This is a genomic window from Olleya sp. NP1-10 (assembly GCF_055804415.1).
This window is the reverse complement of record NZ_CM147840.1, coordinates 2,377,426-2,400,616: the sequence shown is the minus strand read 5'-3', so window position 1 is coordinate 2,400,616 and position 23,191 is coordinate 2,377,426. Positions and strand designations below refer to the sequence as shown.

At 30.8% G+C, this 23,191-nt stretch carries 16 protein-coding genes, 3 tRNA genes and 1 pseudogene; 11 read left to right on the top strand and 9 right to left on the bottom strand.

From position 1 onward, the window contains the following. The first annotated feature begins 6 nt into the window (after nt 1-6). The 5 genes from AC0L4B_RS11275 (at nt 7) to AC0L4B_RS11255 (ending at nt 3,498) form a co-directional block, all read left to right on the top strand. Nucleotides 7-648: a DUF4159 domain-containing protein gene (locus tag AC0L4B_RS11275; RefSeq protein ID WP_473436992.1), complete on the top strand. Its 642-nt coding sequence runs from the start codon at nt 7-9 to the stop codon at nt 646-648. A gap of 42 nt (nt 649-690) precedes the next feature. Continuing rightward, entirely contained in the window at nt 691-1,194 is a 504-nt protein-coding gene (locus AC0L4B_RS11270) for a TrmH family RNA methyltransferase (protein ID WP_473436991.1), read from the top strand. Nucleotides 1,195-1,222: 28 nt separating this feature from the next. Then, a complete protein-coding gene (locus AC0L4B_RS11265) occupies nt 1,223-2,317 on the top strand; it encodes an AI-2E family transporter (protein WP_473436990.1) in 1,095 nt (364 codons plus the stop codon). Further along, nucleotides 2,310-2,525 (top strand): hypothetical protein, encoded by a 216-nt coding sequence (locus AC0L4B_RS11260; protein ID WP_473436989.1) that lies wholly within the window; start codon nt 2,310-2,312, stop codon nt 2,523-2,525. Before AC0L4B_RS11265 ends, AC0L4B_RS11260 begins: the two co-directional genes overlap by 8 nt. 271 nt (nt 2,526-2,796) lie before the next feature. Beyond that, nucleotides 2,797-3,498, top strand: coding sequence for a THUMP-like domain-containing protein (locus tag AC0L4B_RS11255; RefSeq protein WP_473436988.1), 702 nt, complete (start codon nt 2,797-2,799; stop codon nt 3,496-3,498). A gap of 2 nt (nt 3,499-3,500) precedes the next feature. Here AC0L4B_RS11255 and AC0L4B_RS11250 read toward each other — a convergent pair whose 3' ends face one another. The 5 genes and pseudogenes from AC0L4B_RS11250 to AC0L4B_RS11230 all read right to left on the bottom strand — a co-directional run bounded on the left by AC0L4B_RS11250 (nt 3,501) and on the right by AC0L4B_RS11230 (nt 6,636). Further along, a complete protein-coding gene (locus AC0L4B_RS11250) occupies nt 3,501-3,920 on the bottom strand; it encodes a hypothetical protein (RefSeq protein ID WP_473436987.1) in 420 nt (139 codons plus the stop codon). A gap of 275 nt (nt 3,921-4,195) precedes the next feature. Further along, nucleotides 4,196-4,269 (bottom strand) — tRNA-Arg (locus tag AC0L4B_RS11245). 29 nt (nt 4,270-4,298) lie between these two features. Next, nucleotides 4,299-4,373 (bottom strand) — tRNA-Pro (locus AC0L4B_RS11240). A gap of 40 nt (nt 4,374-4,413) precedes the next feature. Further along, nucleotides 4,414-4,502 (bottom strand) — tRNA-Ser (locus tag AC0L4B_RS11235). 92 nt (nt 4,503-4,594) lie between these two features. Then, nucleotides 4,595-6,636, bottom strand: a pseudogene (locus AC0L4B_RS11230) (HD family phosphohydrolase). Between the two features lie 124 nt (nt 6,637-6,760). On the opposite strand from AC0L4B_RS11230, the gene AC0L4B_RS11225 reads away from it, so the two are divergent. Both AC0L4B_RS11225 and AC0L4B_RS11220 read left to right on the top strand, forming a co-directional pair. Beyond that, complete coding sequence (locus AC0L4B_RS11225; RefSeq protein WP_473436986.1) at nt 6,761-7,939, top strand: acetyl-CoA C-acyltransferase; 1,179 nt, start codon at nt 6,761-6,763, stop codon at nt 7,937-7,939. Nucleotides 7,940-7,948: 9 nt separating this feature from the next. Beyond that, nucleotides 7,949-8,698, top strand: coding sequence for a C40 family peptidase (locus tag AC0L4B_RS11220; protein WP_473436985.1), 750 nt, complete (start codon nt 7,949-7,951; stop codon nt 8,696-8,698). 47 nt (nt 8,699-8,745) lie between these two features. Here AC0L4B_RS11220 and AC0L4B_RS11215 read toward each other — a convergent pair whose 3' ends face one another. Together AC0L4B_RS11215 and gyrA are read right to left on the bottom strand one after the other, a co-directional pair. Then, on the bottom strand, nt 8,746-9,969 hold the full coding sequence (locus tag AC0L4B_RS11215) for a tetratricopeptide repeat protein (protein ID WP_473436984.1): 1,224 nt from the start codon (nt 9,967-9,969) through the stop codon (nt 8,746-8,748). Between the two features lie 33 nt (nt 9,970-10,002). Next, the gene (gyrA, locus tag AC0L4B_RS11210) at nt 10,003-12,555 is read right to left on the bottom strand and encodes a DNA gyrase subunit A (RefSeq protein WP_054850801.1); all 2,553 of its coding nucleotides are present in this window, start codon (nt 12,553-12,555) and stop codon (nt 10,003-10,005) included. Nucleotides 12,556-12,814: 259 nt separating this feature from the next. Here gyrA and AC0L4B_RS11205 point away from each other — a divergent pair, with 259 nt between their 5' ends. Further along, nucleotides 12,815-15,370, top strand: a complete 2,556-nt coding sequence (locus AC0L4B_RS11205; protein ID WP_054850862.1) for an ATP-dependent Clp protease ATP-binding subunit — start codon at nt 12,815-12,817, stop codon at nt 15,368-15,370. Nucleotides 15,371-15,817: 447 nt separating this feature from the next. Next, on the top strand, nt 15,818-16,198 hold the full coding sequence (locus tag AC0L4B_RS11200; RefSeq protein WP_473436983.1) for a hypothetical protein: 381 nt from the start codon (nt 15,818-15,820) through the stop codon (nt 16,196-16,198). Here the strand turns inward: AC0L4B_RS11200 and hutH are convergent. Next, nucleotides 16,190-17,698: a histidine ammonia-lyase gene (hutH, locus tag AC0L4B_RS11195; protein WP_473436982.1), complete on the bottom strand. Its 1,509-nt coding sequence runs from the start codon at nt 17,696-17,698 to the stop codon at nt 16,190-16,192. The genes AC0L4B_RS11200 and hutH overlap by 9 nt on opposite strands. Before the next feature lie 127 nt (nt 17,699-17,825). On the opposite strand from hutH, the gene AC0L4B_RS11190 reads away from it, so the two are divergent. Further along, nucleotides 17,826-18,878: a TlpA family protein disulfide reductase gene (locus AC0L4B_RS11190; protein ID WP_473436981.1), complete on the top strand. Its 1,053-nt coding sequence runs from the start codon at nt 17,826-17,828 to the stop codon at nt 18,876-18,878. A 69-nt stretch (nt 18,879-18,947) separates the two neighbouring features. Here AC0L4B_RS11190 and AC0L4B_RS11185 read toward each other — a convergent pair whose 3' ends face one another. After that, nucleotides 18,948-20,504: an NAD(P)H-hydrate dehydratase gene (locus AC0L4B_RS11185; protein WP_473436980.1), complete on the bottom strand. Its 1,557-nt coding sequence runs from the start codon at nt 20,502-20,504 to the stop codon at nt 18,948-18,950. A 225-nt stretch (nt 20,505-20,729) separates the two neighbouring features. Between AC0L4B_RS11185 and thrA the strand changes: the two genes are divergently transcribed. Further along, nucleotides 20,730-23,171: a bifunctional aspartate kinase/homoserine dehydrogenase I gene (thrA, locus tag AC0L4B_RS11180; protein WP_473436979.1), complete on the top strand. Its 2,442-nt coding sequence runs from the start codon at nt 20,730-20,732 to the stop codon at nt 23,169-23,171. The last annotated feature ends 20 nt before the right edge of the window (nt 23,172-23,191 follow it).

The following is a 23,191-nucleotide window of genomic DNA, read 5'->3' as shown; positions in this document are numbered from 1 at the left end:
ACTTTTATGAAATTAAGACTAACTATTCTCTTTACTTTTTTCTCGCTTTTAATGTATGGTCAAGATTTAGCTATTCTTAAATACAAAGGTGGTGGTGATTGGTATAGTAACCCAACTGCTTTACCCAATTTAATACAATTTTGTAATAACAATATCAATACACAAATGACTGCTAAACCAGAAACTGTTGAAGCAGGAAGTGTGGATATTTTTAGGTTTCCGTTATTACACATGACAGGTCACGGAAATGTATTATTTGATGATGACGAAGTTGATAATCTTAGAAATTATTTAAAAGCTGGAGGTTTCTTGCATATTGATGATAATTACGGAATGCAACCATATGCTATCAAAGAGTTGAAAAAAATTTTCCCAAATCAAGAATTAGAAGAACTACCAACAACTCACCCAATATTTAGCAGTGCTTTTACATTTAAAGATGGACTTCCAAAAATACATGAGCATGATGGCAAAAGACCACAAGCTTTTGGACTATATCACGAAACTAGATTAGTGGTATTATTTACTTTTGAAAGTGACTTAGGTGATGGTTGGGAAGATAAAGAAGTACACAACGATCCTGAAGACGTTAGGTTAAAGGCCTTAAAAATGGGAGCAAATATTGTAAAATATGCTTTTGAAAACTAAGTGCCTATTTTAAACATTTAGATAACATTTTATAAATATATCATGCAACATACACACTACACGTCCACTTTTACGCAAAAAAAACATCCTATTACAATAATTTGCGAAAACGTTACAAATGCACCAAATATTGGTAGCTTATTTAGAGCTTGTGATGCATTTGGTGTTGATAAATTGGTGTTCTGCGGAAGTGATATTCCTTTAGGTCGAAAAATGACCAAAACATCACGTGCAACAGAAAAAGTTGTTAATTTTGAGGTAACAGAGACTGCTTTACCGATCATCAACAAACTAAAGACAGATGGTTTTACTATTATATCTTTAGAAATTACAACAAATAGTCAAGCTTTAAATCAATATAAATTTGACACTTCAAAACCTATTGCATTGGTTATTGGAGATGAAAATTTTGGAGTTTCGGATGAGATCTTAAAACTAAGCGATGCAACACTTCACATTAACATGTTTGGACAAAATAGCAGCATGAATGTCGTGCAAGCAACAAGCATTTGTTTATATGAAATTACCAAACAATTTTCTAACTAAATAAAATTCAAAGTTTTACATTTACAAGATGACAGCAAAAACAATATCAAACGGAATATTAAGAGCGGTTGGAACATTATTATCTGTTGCCATATTAATATGGTTTATTTACAAAATACAATCTGTAATAGTATATTTAGTAATTGCTGGTATTATTGCTTTATTAGGTAGACCTTTAGTTGTATTTTTAAAATCACGTTTAAGGTTTTCAGACACCTTAGCAGTGGTTGTATCAATGATTGTATTTTTAGCTATAGTTTTTGGTATTATAAGTTTATTTATTCCTTTAATTATAGAGCAAGGACAAAATCTAGCTTTATTGGATATAGAGCTACTTCAAACAAACGTTGAAAATCTTTATAAAGAAGCAATCAGTCATTTTGGTTTAAATTCTTCAGAAGTTGAAGAATCCATAAAAGATTCAAAATTCATGTCAAACATAAATTTTGGGGTAATTCCTGAGTTTTTAAATTATGTTATTGCAGGCTTTGGAAGTTTTAGTATAGGCTTATTTTCGGTGTTATTCATCTCTTTCTTTTTTCTAAAAGACAGCAAATTAATGAGTACTGGATTAATTACTGTACTGCCAAAAAAACATGAAAAACGTTTAAGAAAATCTTTCGTTACCATTCGTGATTTACTGACTAGATATTTTGGAGGTTTACTTTTACAATTGTTAATTTTATTTACTATTTATTCTATTGTACTATTAATTTTCGGAATTCAAAACGCAGTAATTATAGCAACATTATGTGCACTTTTAAACATCATACCATACATTGGGCCAATTATTAGTGCTTTTTTGTTAATACTATTAAGCATGTCCAGTAATCTTGGTCAAAATTTTAGCGATGTAATACTTCCTAAAACCATATATGTTATGATTGGTTTTGTTATAGCACAATTAGTAGATAATTTTTTTAGCCAACCATTTATATTTTCTAAAAGTGTAAAATCGCATCCATTAGAAATATTTTTGGTCATAATTATAGCAGGATTATTATTTGGTATAATAGGTATGATAGTAGCTATCCCTTCATATACTGCAATAAAAGTAATTGCTAAAGAGTTTTTATCAGAATACAGAGTAGTAAATAAATTGACGGAAGGTCTAGATGATTAATTTTAATAAAGACATTTTAAAACCAAATATTCAAGAATTTATTAATCAAAATATAAATTCTGATGTCTCAGAATTAGCTTTAAAAGGGATTCCTTTTCCGGACAGTTTAAAAAAAGATATCATTACACAAATTGAAGCTAAACAAAAATGTAAAAAAAGCTTCCTACTTGGTATGATACTTCTAACATTTACTATCCAACAAAATTAAATATCGAACAAACTTCTTCTGAAGCAACTGCAAGATATAAATCAGAACTCGTCTCTGGAGCACATTTAATAGACCTAACTGGTGGTTTTGGTGTAGATAGTCTCTATTTCTCAAAACAAGTTAAAAACGTTGTCCATTGTGATGTAAACACCATTTTATCAGAAATTGTTAAATACAATTCAGAAACATTAAAACTAAATAACATTGATTTTTATAATCAAGATGGTTTGAAAGTTTTAAAAAAATAAATCAAAAATTTGATTGGATTTATGTGGATCCTTCTAGACGCGATGATGTAAAAGGCAAAGTGTTTATATTAAAGGATTGTTTACCAAATATTCCAGACAATTTAAATCTTCTTTTTAAATACACTAATAATGTGATGATAAAAACATCTCCATTATTAGATATTTCGCTAGGTACAACTCAACTTCAAAATGTTAAAACCATTCATTGCGTAGCGTTAAATAATGAAGTAAAAGAAATATTATGGATTTTAGAAAAAGATTTTAATGGCGAAATAGAAATCCAAACAATCAACCTTGAAAAAAACGATAAACAAAAATTCAATTTCATTTTAAAAAATGAAGCTGAGCAAATACCAAATTATAGTCTTCCTCTTAATTATCTTTACGAGCCTAATGCTGCTATTTTAAAATCTGGAGCATTTAATACAATCGGAAATAATTTAAAGCTTTCAAAGTTACACAAGCATTCACATTTATACACTAACAAGGATTTAGTACAATTTCCAGGAAGACAATTCAAAATAGAACAGATTGTACCATATAACAAAAAAGCATTCAATAAACAGCTTGGATTAAAGCAAGCTAATATTACAATTCGTAACTTTCCTGAGTCAGTATCACAAATTAGAAAAAAGCTTAAAATAAAAGATGGTGGGAAAAACTATTTGTTTTTCACCACCAATCTTGACAATTCAAAAATTATAATTCTTTGCTCTAAAATTTAATTTTAAAGACTATTTATTACTGGTGAATCTATTTTATTAATAGAATTAATAACAATTTCTACCTCTGAGCAATTAGTCATCTCTATAAAAACTTTATCATCAGAAACTCCTGTAGTACCACTAGTAACATTAAAAACGGTTGCTCCTTCAGGAAAACTAACCCAGTCAGTAGAAGTATTTGGAGCTACATTAACTAATTCAATCAAATTATTATTTAAATCTATAATTTGAAATGTAAAAGCAACACTTCCATTATTTATAAGTTTAGACTGCGGATTTTGGTTATTGCATGATGGATTGTTTACAACAGAATAAACGTTGGTTGACTCTTCATTCATTGATTCCTCTAAACTATCTACAGTACAACTAGAGACAAATAATATTAAACAAACTTTTACAGATAACTTTACTAAATATTTCATTTTACATTTAATTATTTAAACACTTTAATGTGTCATATTTGGGGCTGCAAAAGTACTTTTAGAAATAAGATATAAAAGCTTAAAAATGAATTAATAAGAACAAATAGATAAACGTTCCAAAAAATCGGTTTAACTACACAATTAAATTAAAAAAGCTGTAAAAACAAACACCTAAAACATTATTAATCAAAACATTAAAAAAAAGACAAGTAATAATCAGAAATTAATTAAAGTATTAAAAACAAAAAAGCCTCACATTTCTGTGAGGCTTTAAGTGAGCCCTTCAGGATTCGAACCTGAGACCGCCTCCTTAGAAGGGAGGTGCTCTATCCAGCTGAGCTAAGAGCCCGTAGTTTTATTGTTTCTACGAAAACAGTGTCGGGGTGGCAGGATTCGAACCTGCGGCCTCCACGTCCCAAACGTGGCGCGATAACCGGGCTACGCTACACCCCGAAATGGTTATCTATTATCCAAATTAAATTTGAAAATATTGCGGAGAGACAGGGATTCGAACCCTGGGTAAATGTTTCCACCTACGACGATTTAGCAAACCGCTCCTTTCGGCCACTCAGGCACCTCTCCGATTATGTAATGAACAATGCAATTAATTGCGGGTGCAAATTTATAATACTTTATTAAATTTCACAACCTTTTTTGAAGTTTTTTTTCAAAAATTATTCTGGATATTCAATTCTTAAATGGTAAATATTTGCAAGCTTGCGTTTTAGCACTTTTTTAATCGACTCAATTTCTTTAAAAGTTATATCGGCATTTAAAAATTGTCCACTATCTTTTTGCTTATTTATTATATTTTCAACAAAATTATCAATTTTACTTGATGTTGGATCTTTTAAACTTTTTGAAGCAGCCTCAACACTATCACACATCATTAAAATGGCTGTTTCTTTACTAAAAGGTTTTGGACCTGGATATGTAAAATCACTAATATCTACATTTTCATTATTTGCTTTTTCTTTCATATAAAAATAATAAACTTGACTAGTACCATGGTGCGTCCTAATAAAATCTATTACTCTATCTGGTAAATTATATTTTTTAGCTATTTCTATACCATCCAAAACGTGATTAATAATGATTTTAGCACTTTCTCTTGGCGTAAGTTCATCGTGTCTATTAATACCTGACGACTGGTTCTCTGTGAAATATATGGGTGATTTCATCTTTCCAATATCATGATACAATGCGCCAACCCTTACTAACATTGCATTTGCTTCAATTTCGTTTGCAGAAGCTTCAGCTAAATTAGCAACGTTAAGCGAATGGTGAAATGTACCTGGAGCTTTATTTGATAATTCTTTCAACAATTTTGAATTTGTGTCTGATAATTCCAATAATGAAACATCAGAGATTAAGCCGAATAATTTTTCGTAGACATAAATAATGGGTTGTACAAATAACGTTGCTAGCCCACATAAAATGAACAAACCAAAGGTTTCCCATTTTAGATTATCTACACTAGCTTCATGTATTACAAAAAATGCAAAATATGCAATAATATACACTAAGGTTATTTGTCCTACTGATATAAAAAGATTTGCTCTTTTATATAATTCTGAAACTGTTAAGATAGTCACTATACCTGCAATGATTTGCAAAAACATATACTCATAACTATTAGGTACTATTGATCCTAATAATAAAACGGTTATAACATGTGTAAATAATCCTAAACGTGCATCAAAGAAAGCTTTTAGGACTAAAGGTAATATAGTAATTGGAATTAAATACACATACTCCGAATTGTAATTAACAATCAATGTTGTTAATAACACCATTACAAATACGTTAAAAAATATGAAGGTCACTTTTGTATTATTTTGATAAACATCTCTGCGATATTTTCTAATAAAAAGTAATAACATAAGTAAAGCTAATGAAACTAGTAATGTGTATGCAAAAACAATCCAATTATAGCTTGATTTACTCCAAACTTGAGTTTCATATTGTTTTGATAATGATGTCAAAACCTGAAACTTTTCATCATTTACAACTTCTCCTTTTGATATTATCAAAGTTCCTTTATCAACTACTCCTCTATTTTTTGAAATCTTATCTAAAGCTTCTTTTAAAACATTATCAGATAGTGCTTTATTATAGGTTAAGTTTGTTTTTATAACGTCAAAGAAAAGCGCTGTAAGTTTGTTTGAATAGATTTCTAAACTAGTCCCTTTAAGTTGTTTTTCGATACTATATTTTAATGTTCCTAATTTTTGTAAATTTTTATAAGTAGTGGTTTGTTTTTCAACATTATCAATTAAAATAACTGCTTTATTAGAATTTTTTAAATCTAAATTTTCATTTAATATACCATACTTATAAAAATCATTTAAAATTGAATTTGCTTTACTTTTTAATCCTTTATAATTGTTTAAAGAATCATTAAAAGTCTTATTAAATGCTTCTTTAAAATCTTTTACAACTTCAGATTCTACTCCCTTTTGCTTGTTAAAAAAACGTGTAGTTTGATTAGCTATTAAGTTTTTTTCATCATTAATTTCATTAACCGATTTTTGTATACCAAAATTAAAAGGTGCATATAAGTTTTCTGTCTGCCAAGGTTTTCCTTTTTCAAAATTATATTTAAAACGACCACTCTTTGGAAAAAAAAGACAATTAAAATAGTCGTCACTACAAATAATAATATCTTATAAAACTGTGAATGATTTTTATAGATAGCGTTAATATGATCTTTCATGCTTGTAATATGGTGTTTTTCAAATGTAATAAATTATAGTAGTACATAAAGTTATAATATGAAGAATAGGCTAAAAATTTCTAAAAAAATTAGTAATTTCGTGCTTTAACAAATTTCATTAATTATGAGTAAAAAAGTCGTTATTGTCTCTGCAGCTAGAACACCAATTGGTAGTTTTTTAGGTGCTTTAAGTACTGTACCTGCTACTAAGTTAGGTGCAATTGCTATAAAAGGAGCTTTAGATAAAATAAATTTAAAACCAGAATTAGTACAGGAAGTGTTAATGGGTAATGTAGTACAAGCAGGAACAGGTCAAGCACCTGCAAGACAAGCTGCTATATACGCTGGAATACCTAATACTGTCCCTTGCACTACTATTAATAAAGTTTGTGCTTCTGGTATGAAAACTGTTATGCAAGCTGCTCAAAGTATTGCTTTAGGTGATGCAGATATTATTGTTGCAGGTGGTATGGAAAACATGAGTATGATTCCTCATTATTTTCATGCAAGATCAGCAACCAAATTTGGACCAGCCACCTTAATTGATGGAATGCAAAAAGACGGTTTAGTTGATGCATACGACCAAAATGCAATGGGTGTTTGTGCAGACGCATGTGCAACAGAATATGACTTTACAAGAGAAGATCAAGATGCTTACGCAGTACAAAGTTATACTAGATCTGCTGCTGCCTGGGAAGCGGGAAAATTTGATAATGAAGTTGTACCTGTAGAAGTACCACAAAGACGTGGAGAACCTATAATTGTTAGTAAAGATGAAGAATTTACTAACGTTAAAATGGAAAAAATACCAAATTTACGTCCAGCTTTTTCTAAAGATGGAACTGTAACTGCTGCAAATGCATCTACAATAAATGATGGTGCTGGAGCGATGGTATTAATGAGTGCCGAAAAAGCAGAGGAATTAGGTTTAAAACCATTAGCTACTATAACTGGATATGCAGATGCTGCACATGAACCAAAATGGTTTACAACTGCACCATCTAAAGCATTACCAAAAGCATTAAATAAAGCTGGAATATCAATTGATAATGTTGAGTATTTTGAGTTTAACGAAGCCTTTTCTGTTGTTGGTTTAGCTAACATGAAAATATTAGGGCTTGATGATAGTAATGTAAATGTAAATGGTGGAGCTGTATCATTAGGTCATCCATTAGGGTGTTCTGGTGTTAGAATATTAATTACATTATTAAGTGTTTTAGAGCAAAATAATGCAAAGACAGGAGCTGCAGCCATTTGTAATGGTGGTGGAGGTGCTTCAGCAGTAATTATAGAACGTCACTAAATCCTAATAATGCAATTCGGAATTTGTAGTTTAAGTATTGTTCCTTTAAGACTTGAAACCTCTGATACAAGCGAGTTAATATCGCAGGTATTGTATGGAGATACCTTTAAAGTTTTAGAGCAACGCAAGCAATGGAGCAAAATAAGATTAGCTTTTGATAAATATGAAGGCTGGATTGATAATAAGCAATATCTTGAAATTACGGAAGAACAATACAAAGACTTAAATAATAAGCCTTTAAAATTATCTACAGATTTAGTTGAATTTATACAGGATGATAAAGATCAATTAAACACTATAGTTTTAGGATCTTCATTAATTGGTTTGGAATTATTGAACCATACTTTTGAGGGAATTTTTGTTGAGAATAAATTACCAAAAAGCGAATTAATCTCTACAGCTTTTAAGTATCTAAATGCTCCATACCTTTGGGGAGGAAAATCTCCATTTGGAATAGATTGTAGCGGATTTACACAGATGGTATATAGGTTAAATGGTTATAAATTACTACGAGACGCCTCACAACAAGCCACTCAAGGTGAAGCTTTAAGCTTTATTGAAGAAAGCGAACCTGGTGATTTAGCATTTTTTGATAACAACGAAGGAATAATAACTCACGTTGGTATTATCATGCAAGATAATTACATTATTCATGCTCATGGTAAAGTAAGAATTGATAGGTTAGACCATACTGGTATTTATAATGTAGATAAGCGACTACACACACACAAGCTTAGAGTCATTAAAAAAATCATATAAAAAAGCCTTCATTTGCATGAAGGCTTTTTTTATTAGAAATCAATTACTTAATTTCTTAAAGCTTTTGCTTTTGCATCTTCTCCAACAGCGCTATAAATACTTGCTAAAGTTGATTTAACATCAGGGTTTTCAGGATTAATTGCTAATACTTTTTCTAAATAAGGAATTGCTTCTTTATATAGGTCTGTACGCTTATCTTTTAACTCATCATATTTTCTATTATCAGCTGCAGATGTACCTAAACCATTCATCTCATCAATAATAGATTGCTCTTCACTTAACACTAAAGCTGCTAAATTAGTTAATGTATTAGTGTTTTCTGGGTTTAGTTTTAAAGATTTAAGGTAATATTCTTTAGCTTTTACTTTATCTCCAGAATCGTTAGACAATACTGCCAAGTTGTAAAGTAAATCAGCATTGTTTGGATCTCTTTCTAAAGCTAAACTAATTAACTCTTGGTACTTTTCAGTGTTACCTAATTTATATTGTAAGTTAGCTTCTGTAACTATTAAATTAGAATCTTCTGGATTAGCTTCTCTAGCTTTTTTCATTGCAGCTAAAGCTTTATCATCTTCACCTTTTCCAGCATAAATTAAAGCTATATTTTTAGTAATCTCTCCAGCTTTAGACTCAGTTGTTCTTTCACCAGGACTAATATGAGTTCCTATTTTAACATAGCTATCTCTTGTTGCTTTATTAAAAATTTCTTCTTGACCACTAGCCTTATTAATTGCAAAGTACTGTGTTTCTACACCTGTATAACCTAAATCATTTAACTTTAAATAATACTTTAAAGCTCCATCCATATCTTGGTTATTTAAAGCACTAGATGCTGCATAATACAGATAGTTTTCTTCGGTTTTATTTACATTATATAAGTTTTCAAAAGCTAAAGCAGCTTTACCGTATTGCTTACCAGTATAAAAATCGTTTGCTTTAGTTATTAAATCATTTTCAATTGTACGTTTGAAATCTTCAACTAATGGTGTTTCTTTTTCATCAAAATACCCTAAATATTTAGAAACTTTTTCTAAATCAGCTGTTGTATTTGCTCCATTTGCAAAGTATGCTTTTGCTGCTGCTAAGTTATATTTGCTTTTTAACTTACTGTCCATAGCACTTTCCATAGACTCAAGTTGACCTACTAATGCTTTAGCTTCAGCATAATTATTGTTTTTAACAGCTTTTTCTAAAGCCTTAATTTCCTTTTTTTGTCCAAAAGAAAATACAGTTACAAGTAATGCTACAGCAAGTATTAATTGTTTTTTCATTTTTTGTTTTTTTAATATAATTTGTTAATGTTATTATTCTTCTTCTGAATTATCAATAGTTGTGCCATCTTCTAAATTGGCAGTGTTTTCAAGGTCATCTGACGGATTTTCTATATCCTCATCTTCATCTTTCATCACTTTTGCAACAGCTGCAATAGAATCCTTACCTTTTAAGTTAATCAATTTAACTCCTTGTGTAGCTCTTCCCATTGTACGTAAACTTTCAACAGCCATACGTATTGCAATTCCTGACTTATTAATAATCATAAGGTCATCAGTGTCTGTTACTGTTTTAATAGATACTAATCCTCCTGTTTTTTCAGATATTGAAATGGTTTTAACACCTTTTCCTCCTCTGTTAGTAATTCTGTATACTGCTTCACCATCTTCTGGATCATCTATATAGGTACGTTTACCATATCCATTTTCAGAAACCACTAAAACAGTTTCCTCTTGAGGGTTTTCTACGATTACCATTCCAATAGCTTCATCTTCTGCATGTGCTAAGGTAATACCTCTTACACCTGAAGCATTTCTACCCATTGGTCTAGTTTTTGCTTCCTCAAATCGAATAGCCTTACCAGATTTAAGCGCTATCATAATTTGACTATTTCCGGTCGTTAATTTAGCTTCTAATAATTCGTCATCCTCTTTAATAGTGATGGCATTAATACCGTTGGTTCTTGGTCTAGAATATTGTTCTAAAGCAGTTTTTTTAACTTGACCTTTTTTAGTTGCCATTATGACATAATGACTATTAATATACTCTTCATCTTTTAAATCTTGAGTACATATAAATGCCATTACTTTGTCATCCTGCTCTATATTGATAAGGTTTTGGATTGCTCTACCTTTTGAAGTTTTACTTCCTTCAGGAATTTCATAAACACGCATCCAAAAACATTTTCCTTTTTGAGTAAAGAACAACATATATTGGTGATTGGTTCCAACAAACAAATGTTCTAAGAAATCTTCATTTCTAGTTGTCGATGCTTTTTGTCCTACTCCACCTCTATTTTGAGTTTTATATTCTGTTAAAGAGGTACGTTTGATATATCCAGCATGAGAGATGGTAATAACTACCTGCTCATCAGGAATCATATCTTCAATACTTAAGTCTCCTCCTGCATATTCAATTGTAGATCTACGCTCATCACCATACTTATCTTTAACAACAAGTAGCTCGTCCTTAATGATTTGCATTCTGCGTTCCTTTTTATCAAGGATATCTTTAAGGTCTTCAATGGTTTTCATGATTTCTTCATACTCACTACGTAATTTGTCTTGCTCTAGTCCTGTTAATTGACGTAGACGCATTTCGACAATTGCTTTAGCCTGTATTTCAGATAACTTAAAACGTTCTATTAATTTTGTACGAGCTTCATCTGCATTTGAAGACGCTCTAATAAGAGCAATTACTTCATCAATATTATCTGATGCAATAATTAATCCTTCTAAGATATGTGCTCTTTCTTCTGCTTTTCTTAATTCATATTTAGTACGTCTAACAACAACATCATGTCTGTGTTCAACAAAATAATGAATTAACTCTTTTACATTTAATAATTGTGGCTTACCATTAACCAATGCAATATTATTAACACTAAAAGAGGACTGTAAAGCGGTGTATTTATACAACTTGTTTAATACGATATTTGGTATTGCATCACGTTTTAAAACGTAAACAATACGCATACCGTTTCTATCAGACTCGTCACGAATAGTAGAAATACCTTCTAACTTTTTGTCATTAATTAAGTCTGCAGTTTTTTTAATCATGTCTGCTTTATTGACTTGATAAGGAATCTCGTCTACAATAATACATTCACGACCTTGCACTTCTTCAATGTTAGCTTTGGCACGCATAACAATACGTCCTCTACCTGTATGAAATGCTTCTTTAACACCATCATAACCATATATAGTTCCTCCTGTAGGAAAATCTGGAGCTTTAATATGTGTAATAATTTCGTCTATTTCAATATCTGGATTATCGATATAAGCTATTGTACCATCTACAACTTCAGATAAATTATGTGGTGGCATATTAGTAGCCATACCTACAGCAATACCTGAGGCTCCATTAATTAATAAACCAGGAATACGTGTTGGTAAAACGGTAGGTTCTTCTAACGTATCATCAAAGTTTAACTTATGATCTACAGTTTCTTTATCAATATCTGCCAACATGTCTTCAGATATCTTACGCATACGTGCTTCTGTATAACGCATTGCTGCAGGACTATCTCCATCAACAGATCCAAAGTTACCTTGACCATCTACTAACATGTAACGTAAACTCCATTCTTGAGCCATACGTACCATAGTATCATATACTGATGTATCACCATGTGGGTGATACTTACCTAAAACCTCTCCAACTATTCTCGCAGACTTTTTGTGCGCAGAACTGGCTCTAACACCTAATTCATGCATACCGTAAAGTACACGTCTGTGTACTGGTTTTAAACCATCTCTTACGTCTGGTAATGCACGTGACACAATGACTGACATTGAATAATCAATGTAAGCCGATTTCATTTCGTCTTCAATGTTAATTGGAATGAGTTTTTCTCCTTCTGCCATATATATTTTTAATTAATATTATTCATTATTTCAAAACACGCTAATATAAAACTTTCATTAGTAACGATAAGCGTTTTAAGTCTCTTTTTTAACGTTTTTATTAACAATTTATATATCCATTTTAATTAAGAAGATATTTATGGTTTATTTTTAAATTATGCGTACTTTCAATCTTCAAACAATTAACATATTATTTAAGGTATAGTTTTTGCCATTACTAATTATGTTTACTATTTTTAAAGCTGAAAGGAACAAATATATGGATGATAATTTTTCACCAAGAGTTAAAGATGTTATTGCTTATAGCAAAGAGGAAGCGTTACGCTTAGGACATGACTTTATAGGCACAGAACACTTAATGCTTGGTTTATTAAGAGACGGAAACGGAAAAGCTATTAATATTTTAAACTCGTTAGATATTGATTTAAATCACTTAAGACGAAAAGTAGAAATATTAAGTCCTGCAAACCCGAATACCACAATAACTTCTAACGAAAAGAAAAACTTACACTTAACACGTCAGGCAGAACGTGCGTTAAAAACAACTTTTCTGGAAGCTAAACTGTTTCAAAGTACATCAATTAATACTGCGCATTTATTATTGTGTATTTTAAGAAACGAAAACGACCCTACAACTAAACTTTTAAATAGGTTGAAAGTAGATTATGATAACGTTAAAGAACAATTTAAGTCAATGATAACAAACGACGATAACTTTGAAGATATTACTGGAGCTCCTAAAGCCGAGTCTTTTCAAGACGACTCTCCTTCTGAAGACTCTGGTTCTAAAGACATATTTAACACTCCAGGTGCTAAAGGTAACAAAAAGTCTAAAACACCTGTTTTAGATAATTTTGGACGCGACCTTACAGCTATGGCTGAAGAAGGTAAATTAGATCCTGTAGTGGGACGAGAAAAAGAAATTGAGCGTGTCTCTCAAATACTTTCTAGACGTAAAAAGAACAACCCATTACTTATTGGTGAACCTGGTGTTGGTAAATCTGCAATTGCAGAAGGACTAGCAAACAGAATTGTTAAACGTAAAGTCTCACGTATTTTATTTAACAAACGTGTCGTTACTTTAGATTTAGCTAGCCTTGTGGCTGGAACCAAATACAGAGGACAGTTTGAAGAACGTATGAAGGCTGTAATGAATGAACTTGAAAAAAATGATGATGTCATTTTATTTATAGACGAAATTCATACTATAGTTGGAGCTGGTGGAGCAACCGGAAGCCTTGATGCTTCCAACATGTTTAAACCTGCTTTAGCTAGAGGCGAAATACAATGTATTGGTGCTACAACGCTTGATGAGTACAGACAATACATCGAAAAAGATGGTGCTTTAGAGCGTCGTTTCCAGAAAGTGATAGTAGAACCTACAACTGTAGAAGAAACTATTGAAATTTTAAACAATATAAAAGGTAAATATGAAGAGCATCATAATGTAGAATATACAGATGAAGCTATTGAAGCTTGTGTTAAATTAACTAATCGTTATATGACTGAGCGCTTTTTACCAGACAAAGCTATTGATGCTTTAGACGAAGCTGGATCACGTGTACACATTACTAATATTGACGTACCAAAGCAGATTATTGAATTAGAGAAAAAACTTGAAGAAGTTAGAGAAACTAAAAATTCGGTAGTTAAAAAACAAAAATACGAAGAAGCTGCAAGACTACGTGATGACGAAAAACGTCTTGAAAAAGAATTAGCAGTTGCTCAAGAAAAATGGGAAGAAGACACTAAACAACATAAAGAAACTGTTACGGAAGATAACGTAGCTGATGTTATATCTATGATGACAGGCGTACCTGTTAATCGTATTGCACAAACCGAAAGCAATAAATTAGCTCAATTACCTGAATTAATTAAAGGTAAAGTTATAGGTCAAGATGAAGCGGTTGCGAAAGTTGTTAAAGCCATTCAGCGTAATCGTGCTGGACTTAAAGATCCAAATAAACCAATTGGTTCGTTTATATTTTTAGGACAAACAGGTGTTGGTAAAACCCAATTAGCTAAGGTGTTATCAAAACAATTATTTGATAGTGAAGAAGCTATGGTTAGAATAGACATGAGTGAATACATGGAGAAATTTGCCATATCTAGATTAATTGGTGCACCTCCAGGATACGTAGGTTATGAAGAAGGTGGTCAATTAACAGAAAAAGTTAGACGCAAACCATATGCTGTTATTCTTTTAGATGAAATAGAAAAAGCTCATCCTGATGTTTTCAATATGTTATTACAAGTATTGGATGATGGCTATTTAACAGACAGTTTAGGTCGTAAAATAGACTTTAGAAACACCATTATTATAATGACGTCTAATATTGGAGCTAGAAAACTTAAAGATTTTGGAACAGGAATTGGTTTTGGTACTGCCTCTCAAAAATCTCAAGAAGATGCTAATGCAAGAAGCGTTATTGAAAACGCACTTAAAAAGTCGTTTGCACCAGAATTTTTAAACCGTATCGATGATGTTATTGTATTCAATGCTCTTGAAAAAGAAGACATTAATAAAATTATTGATATAGAATTAGAAAAATTATTAAAACGAATTGACGGTTTAGGTTATACATTAACATTAACAGATCCAGCAAAGGATTACATCGCAGAAAAAGGTTTTGATAAACAATATGGAGCGCGTCCATTAAAGCGTGCTATCCAAAAGTATATTGAAGATGCTTTAGCTGAAGAAATAATTACTGCCAAATTACAAGAAGGTGATAAAATAATTATGGATTTAGATAGTAATACAGAAGAAATTACTATTGATATTGAAAAAGCTGAAAAATCTACTGAATCATAATTTATATCTAATAAATTTCAAAGCCCATAACTAGCGTTATGGGCTTTTTATATTAGATAGTTATCTAAACAAATATGAACCAACTTATTAAAATATCCTTTGTACGACATAAATAAAAAACACATAATGATTGCACTAACAATAAATAATTTAAGTGTAGAAAATTAATTTTATGAAAATAAATTCAATCATTTTATAAAATTAGAAGATGCTATTATTTGGAGTAAAAACAAATTGAAATCATTAAAATTAGATTAAATAATTAAATAATTCGTATTAAAATGAATAAAGACACCATTGAATTGTTAATTTAAAATTTTGATTTTAAAATAGTTAGCTAATATTTTTATAACAAATGCTATTTTAGTAATTACCTTTTTAAGTATATTTGCATCTTCAAAAAAAACACGTATATTATATAAGTTGTTTTTTAAACTAAAAATTTTAATGTATACAAAAACTAAATTATCATTCTGTACTCTTTTAGTTTCTGATAATATTATTATTTCAGAAATTAATGAAGGTGTACACATGAATAAAAAACATGCTACACAAATCATAAAGTTTGTTTTAGATGTTTTTGGAGATAGACCTCATGTTTATATTTCTAATCGCATCAATTCATACTCAGTAGACACAATAGTATACTCTGATGTTTCTAAAGTTAAAAGCTTAATTGGTTTTGCTGTAGTGTCTAATACATTAGCTGCTAGAAATGCAGAAATTGAAAGATTATTTTTAAACAAACCTTTTGAAATTTTCTCAAATTTAGAAGTTGCTAAAAATTGGGCAAAACAAATTATTGACAATAAAATAGAGTTAAAATAATTCGCTTGAATCAATTCCAATAGTTTGAATAAATTCAATAGACGCTTGTATGTCATCATGCAAAACTTCGTCTTCTTTTACAAAAGGCACTACTACTCTATAGCTTGATAAAAATTGTTCAATAAACTCACTAGACTTTAAAGGTTCTCTAAAAGCCAAAGCTTGGGACGCATTAAATAATTCTATAGCTAAAACACGCTCTACATTATTAATTAAAGTATAAGCTTGCGTTGCTGCATTTGCTCCCATACTAACGTGATCTTCCTGTCCGTTACTAGAAACAATAGAATCCACAGATGCTGGAGTTGCCAATTGTTTATTAGCACTAACTATGCTGGCTGCTGTGTATTGCGGAATCATAAAACCAGAGTTTAAACCTGGATTATCTACCAAAAAGGCTGGTAAACCTCTAAGTCCTGAGACTAACTGAAAAACTCTTCTTTCAGAAATATTACCTAATTCTGCCATAGCTATTTTTAAATAATCTAAAGCTAAGGCTAAAGGTTGACCGTGAAAATTCCCTCCAGAAATAATTTCATCTTCAGAAGCAAAAATATTAGGGTTATCGGTTACCGAATTAATTTCAGTTGTAAACGTTTTTTCTACAAATGATAAAGTATCCTTAGTTGCTCCATGAACTTGTGGTATACATCTAAAGCTATAAGGATCTTGTACATGTTGCTTTTGCTGTGTAATTATTTGACTACCTTGTAAAAAATCATTAACACGTTGCGCTGTTTTTAACTGACCATTATGTGGTCTAACCATATGGATTAAAGCGTTAAAAGGCTCTATTCTGCCATCAAAAGCTTCAATAGAGACACTACCAATTAAGTCTGCTAAATATGATAATTTGTAAGCTTTTAACAATAAAGTTGTACCATAAGCAGTCATAAATTGTGTACCGTTAAGTAAAGCCAATCCTTCTTTAGACTGTAAGGTTATAGGTTGCCAATCGTATTGGTTTAAAACTACTTCTGCTTCTACAATGTTCCCATTATACTGTACCTTCCCTTTACCAATTAAAGGTAAAGACAAATGCGCCAAAGGAGCCAAATCTCCTGATGCACCTAATGAGCCTTGTGTATAAACTAATGGTAAAATATTGTTATTATAAAAAGCTATTAAACGTTGTACTGTTTCTAGCTGTACTCCAGAATGTCCATAACTAAGCGATTGTATTTTTAATAACAACATTAATTTCACAACAGGTTCTGGCACTAAATCTCCTGTACCACAAGCATGAGACATCACTAAATTTTCTTGTAACTTCGTTAAATTTTCGTTATTAATTTTTACATTATATAACGATCCAAAACCAGTATTAATACCATAAATTGGTCGTGTTTCTGATTTTAGTTTTTCATTTAAATAAGCTCTACATTCTTTTATTTTATTTACAGATTCTTCAGATAATTCTAAAGTTTTTTGCTCTAAAATAATGGATTGTATAGTCGCCAAATCTAATGGCTTAGAAGAAATAATATGAGATATAATCATGTGTTAGTTTTGTCCATTCAAAAATCATCATTACTATAATAATATGCAAGTAATTGTTAATAATTAAAAAAAACTTTACTTCCATAATTATTCTATATATTTTTGGGTATAAACTAAAATTATAACAATGAAAAAACTATTAGTTTGCATAGCTGCTTTATCTATTGTTGCTTGCAAAAAAGAAGAACCTAAAGATTATGCTACTTTATCTGGTAAGGTAGAAAACAAAAACAGTGATTCTTTATTTATATACCAAGGAAGAGACTTTAAAAAAACAATTAGAGTTAATGAAGACGGAACATTTAGTGACACACTAAAAGTCAAAGCAGGTGTATATGGTGTTTATGACGGAAAAGACCAAACTAATGTATTTCTTGAAAATGATGCTGATATCACAATGAATCTTGATGGAGAAAATGTACGAGAGAGTGTTAGCTTTTCTGGTAAAGGCTCTGAAAGCTCTGTGTTTTTAGTTGAAAAATTTAAATTTGAGGAAGATTTAATAGATATTGAAGTTTTAAAAAATCTTGACGAAAAAGGGCTGAATAATAAAATAACTAGCGTAAAGGATGAAATGTTTGCTTTTTATGACAAAAATAAAGCTGTAGACTCAACGCTTATTGCACAAGCTAAAGCACAAACAGAACCAATGCTTAAAAGCTTAAAAGCTTTTGTTTTAGGAGGAATTAACCTTAAAAAACAATTACCAGCAGGAACACCATCTCCTACTTTTGAAAATTACGAAAATTACGAAGGTGGTACAACCTCTTTATCTGACTTAAAAGGAAAATATGTATATGTAGATGTTTGGGCTACTTGGTGTGGACCATGTATTGGAGAAATACCAGCTTTACAAAAACTTGAAAAAGAGTATGAGGGTAAAAATATAGCTTTTGTTAGCATATCTACAGATAATGGTAGAGGTTACAGAGCAGCAAGCAAAGAAGAGTCCTTTGAACTTTCTAAAGAAGGATGGAGAAAAATGATTGCTGAGAAAAACATGAGCGGAATTCAATTATTTGCTGACAATGCGTTTCAATCTGATTTTGTAACTGGTTATAAAATTAACTCAATTCCACGATTTATTTTAATTGGACCTGAAGGTAACATTGTTAATCCTGATGCACCAAGACCATCATACTCTAAAATAAATGAATATTTCAGTTCTTTTGGAATCTAAAAAACGACAAAATTATATTCATCAAAAAAGCGAACTTTACAGTTCGCTTTTTTTATACTTTAGTAATTATTATTTCTTCTTATCATCAGCTTCATCTTCAATTTCAGGCTGTTCTGGTTGTTTAAACAAATCTAGATAAGCCAACGGGATTCCTTCAATTACGTGACTAGCTATAAAACTTTGATAACCTAGGTTTTCAATTAAAACATCAGCAGATTTTCCATGTAAATACACTCCAAAAATCGTAGCAGCTAAGGCATCATAACCTTGTGCTATTAAACCTGTAATTACACCTGTTAAAACATCTCCTGTTCCTGCTGTTGCTAAACCAGGATTTCCGGTTGCGTTTACATAAAACTTATCTCCAAAAACCGTTATAGTATTTGCTCCTTTAATAACAACTATACATTTATATTGTTTAGAAAATGCTTTTGTTTTTTCTAATTTATCAAAATCATCCTCCCATTGACCTATTAAACGCTCCAACTCTTTTGGATGTGGAGTTAAAACAGTATTTTCTGGCAATAATTTTAATAATGATTTCTTTTCTGATAAAATATTAAGTCCGTCTGCATCAATAACTAACGCTGTTTTATTAGTCTTTAAAAAAGCTTCAAAAGCAGTAACAGTTTGTTTATCTGTACCTACACCTACTCCAAATGCGATAACGCTTGGTGAAATATCAAAATCAATAGAAGTAATTTTATCTTCGTCTTGATCTGTAATTACCATTGCTTCAGGAAAACCAATTTGCAATGGCAAATAACCACATTTTGGTGTGTAAGCAGTAACTTTTCCTGCTCCTATTGTTAGTGCTCCACGACTAGCTAAAGTAACAGCTCCAATTTTACCATAACTTCCTCCTATAATTAATGCATGTCCAAAAGTCCCTTTATGACTGTATTTTTGACGTGGTTGATAAATTGGCAAGACTTCATTTTTACCAATTAATTCTGCTTCGGTTAGTGTTGTATATAGGTATTCTGGATCTATACCAATATCTAAAACCTCCCATTGTACAGTATATTTAGCTGTTTCTGGTAAAAAGAAAGCTAATTTTGGTGTCTGAAAACTTAAGGTATATCCTGCATTAACAACACTTTCTGGGTCTTTTGGTGCTTTGTCTGTTGCTAAACCAGAAGGTATATCTATAGACAGTACAAAAGCTTTTGTCGTTCTAAAGTAATTAAAGAATTGTTTAATCCAACCATCAACAGGTCTATTTAAACCAATACCAAAAATAGCATCAACTATAATATCTTTTTCGTCAATTACAGGTAACTCATTAGCATCATTTAATAATACTGGCCAATCTTTAGTAGTATTTTTAATGCGCTCATAATTATTTAAAAAATCTTTAGAGCGTGTTGTACTATGATTAACGATATAGGTTTTAACGTTGTATCCATGGGTTATTAAGTGTCTGGCTACAACCAAACCATCTCCTCCATTATTACCAATTCCACAAAAGACATGAATTGGTACTTGAGCACCTTGCAGACGCATATGTAGCCAATTAAATATTTGTGTACCTGCACGCTCCATCAAATCTGTAGAAGTAATTCCTTGTTTTTTAGAGGTTAATACATCTCCTTCATAAATTTGTGCTTTCGAAAATATTTTCATTTTAATAATTTATTGGCTATTAATTGACAATGTCGTAAAAATCGACCTTTTGTTTTTTTGATAACAGTAAAAGTAATACATTTGATAGGTATAGACGCATAAAATGAAAAAAAGACAAACCATTTTTACAACATTTTTTATTATTACCCTTTTGGGTTAAGCTATATATATTCCTTCCGTTTAGGTAGTTTTTAACAACTACAAATCACAACTAAAAATATTACAATGAAAGTATTAAAATTTGGAGGAACCTCTGTAGGTTCGGCTCAGAACATTAAAAAAGTTATAGATATACTACAAAAGGAATCTTTGTCTAATCCTTTAATCTGTGTGGTTTCAGCTGTTGGTGGTATTACTGATAAGCTATTAGAAGCTGGTACATTAGCCAAGCAAAAAGATAAAAAATATAAAACTGTTTTTGATAAAATAAAAACGATTCATTATAAAGTTATAGAAGAATTAACTCCAGGCTCAACAACTATAAAAAAGGAAGTTGACACAAAGTTTGAGGATTTAGAACAACTTTTAAACGGAATTTTTTTAATAAACGAATTATCTCCAAAAACCTCTGATAAACTGGTAAGTTTTGGAGAATTACTATCGTCTTTTATCATAGCAAAAACCATGGAAAACATGGGTTTAAATACTATTTTAAAAAATAGTCAAGAGTTAATAGTGACTAATTCTAACTTTACAAAAGCCGAAGTCATTTACGACGTGACTAATAAAAACATCATAGATTATTTTAATCAGGCAACGCAACAAGTTACCATTTTACCTGGATTTGTATCAAAATCTCAGTTAGGAGAAATCACTACTTTAGGTCGTGGTGGATCAGATTTTACTGCTGCAATTATTGCGGCTGCTTTAAAAGTTGAACAATTAGAAATCTGGACAGATGTTAGTGGTATGTACACAACCAATCCAAAATTGGTTAAACAAGCGTACCCTATTAACAACTTGTCATACCAAGAAGCTATGGAGCTGTCTCACTTTGGAGCTAAAGTATTGTATCCTCCAACAGTACAGCCTGTTTTAAATTTAGCTATCCCAATACATATAAAAAACACATTACATCCTGAAGCTAACGGAACTGTAATTTCTAATCAAAATAATGGTAGTGATCTTACTGTAAAAGGAATTAGTCATATAGACAAAGTTGCGCTTTTTACTTTAGAAGGAAGCGGAATGGTAGGTATACCAGGTTTTTCTAAACGCTTGTTTGAAACTTTAGCTAGCGAAAAAATAAACATTATTTTTATCACACAAGCCTCATCTGAGCATTCCATCTGTTTTGGTATCGATGAAGGTAATGCCGAAACTGCAGAACTTGCTATAAACAATACCTTTGAAAACGAAATTTCGTTACATAAAATCAACCCTATTATTGTTGAAAAAGGCTTATCCATAATTGCCTTAATTGGTGATAACATGAAAAGTCATCAAGGTATAAGCGGTAAGTTATTTAGTACTTTAGGAAAAAACAACATTAATGTTAGAGCTATTGCTCAAGGTGCTTCAGAAAAAAATATTTCTGCAGTAATCAACAATAACGATGTCAGCAAAGCTTTAAACAGTTTGCATGAGCGCTTTTTTGAAGTAAACACAAAACAGCTTAACGTGTTTATTACAGGAATTGGTAATGTTGGAGAAAAACTAATAGACCAAATCCATCAACAACACAACTTTTTAAAGAAAAACCTAAAATTAGACGTCAAAATTGTTGGAATGGCTAATTCCCGAAAAATGATATTCAATCCTAAAGGTATTGATTTAAATAATTGGGCTTCTCAATTTCATCATGCTGACAAATCTAGCATTGAAGGCTTTTACCAAAAAGTTATCGAGCTAAATTTAAGAAACAGCATTTTTGTTGACGTCACAGCAGACAAAGAGGTTGCTGCTGTTTATGAAAACTATTTAAAACAAAGTGTTGCTGTTGTAGCATGTAATAAAATTGCATGTTCAGACAAATATGCCAATTACAAAAACTTACAAGATTTATCATTAAAATATAATGCTTCTTATTTGTATGAGACTAATGTTGGTGCAGGTTTACCAATTATTAATACCTTAAATAATTTAGTCGCTTCAGGTGATAAAGTGATAAGTATTCAAGCAGTTTTATCTGGAAGTTTAAACTTTGTATTTAATAATTTTAGTGATAAGAAGAATTTTCATGATACCGTAAAACAAGCTCAATTTGAAGGCTATACAGAACCAGATCCTCGAATTGATTTAAGCGGAATTGATGTCGCTAGAAAAATTTTAATTTTAGCTAGAGAAAATGGTATTCCAATGGAAATTGAAGATATTGTTAACGACTCATTTTTAACTAAATCTAATTTAGAAAGTACTTCTGTTGATGATTTTTATGACACATTAACTGAAGAAGAGCCACATTTTCAAAAACTATACGCAGATGCAAAAGCTAATAATTGCCAATTAAAATATGTAGCCGAATATAAAAATGGTAAAGCAAAAGTTGGTTTACAACAAATACCTGAAGGACATCCATTTTACAATTTAGAAGGTAAAGATAATATTGTAATGTTTTATACGCAACGTTATCCAGAACAGCCTTTAATTGTTAAAGGAGCTGGAGCTGGAGCAGATGTAACTGCCTCAGGATTATTTGCAGATATTATTAGGATTGGGAATAAATAAGTAGCAATACATTTACTAAA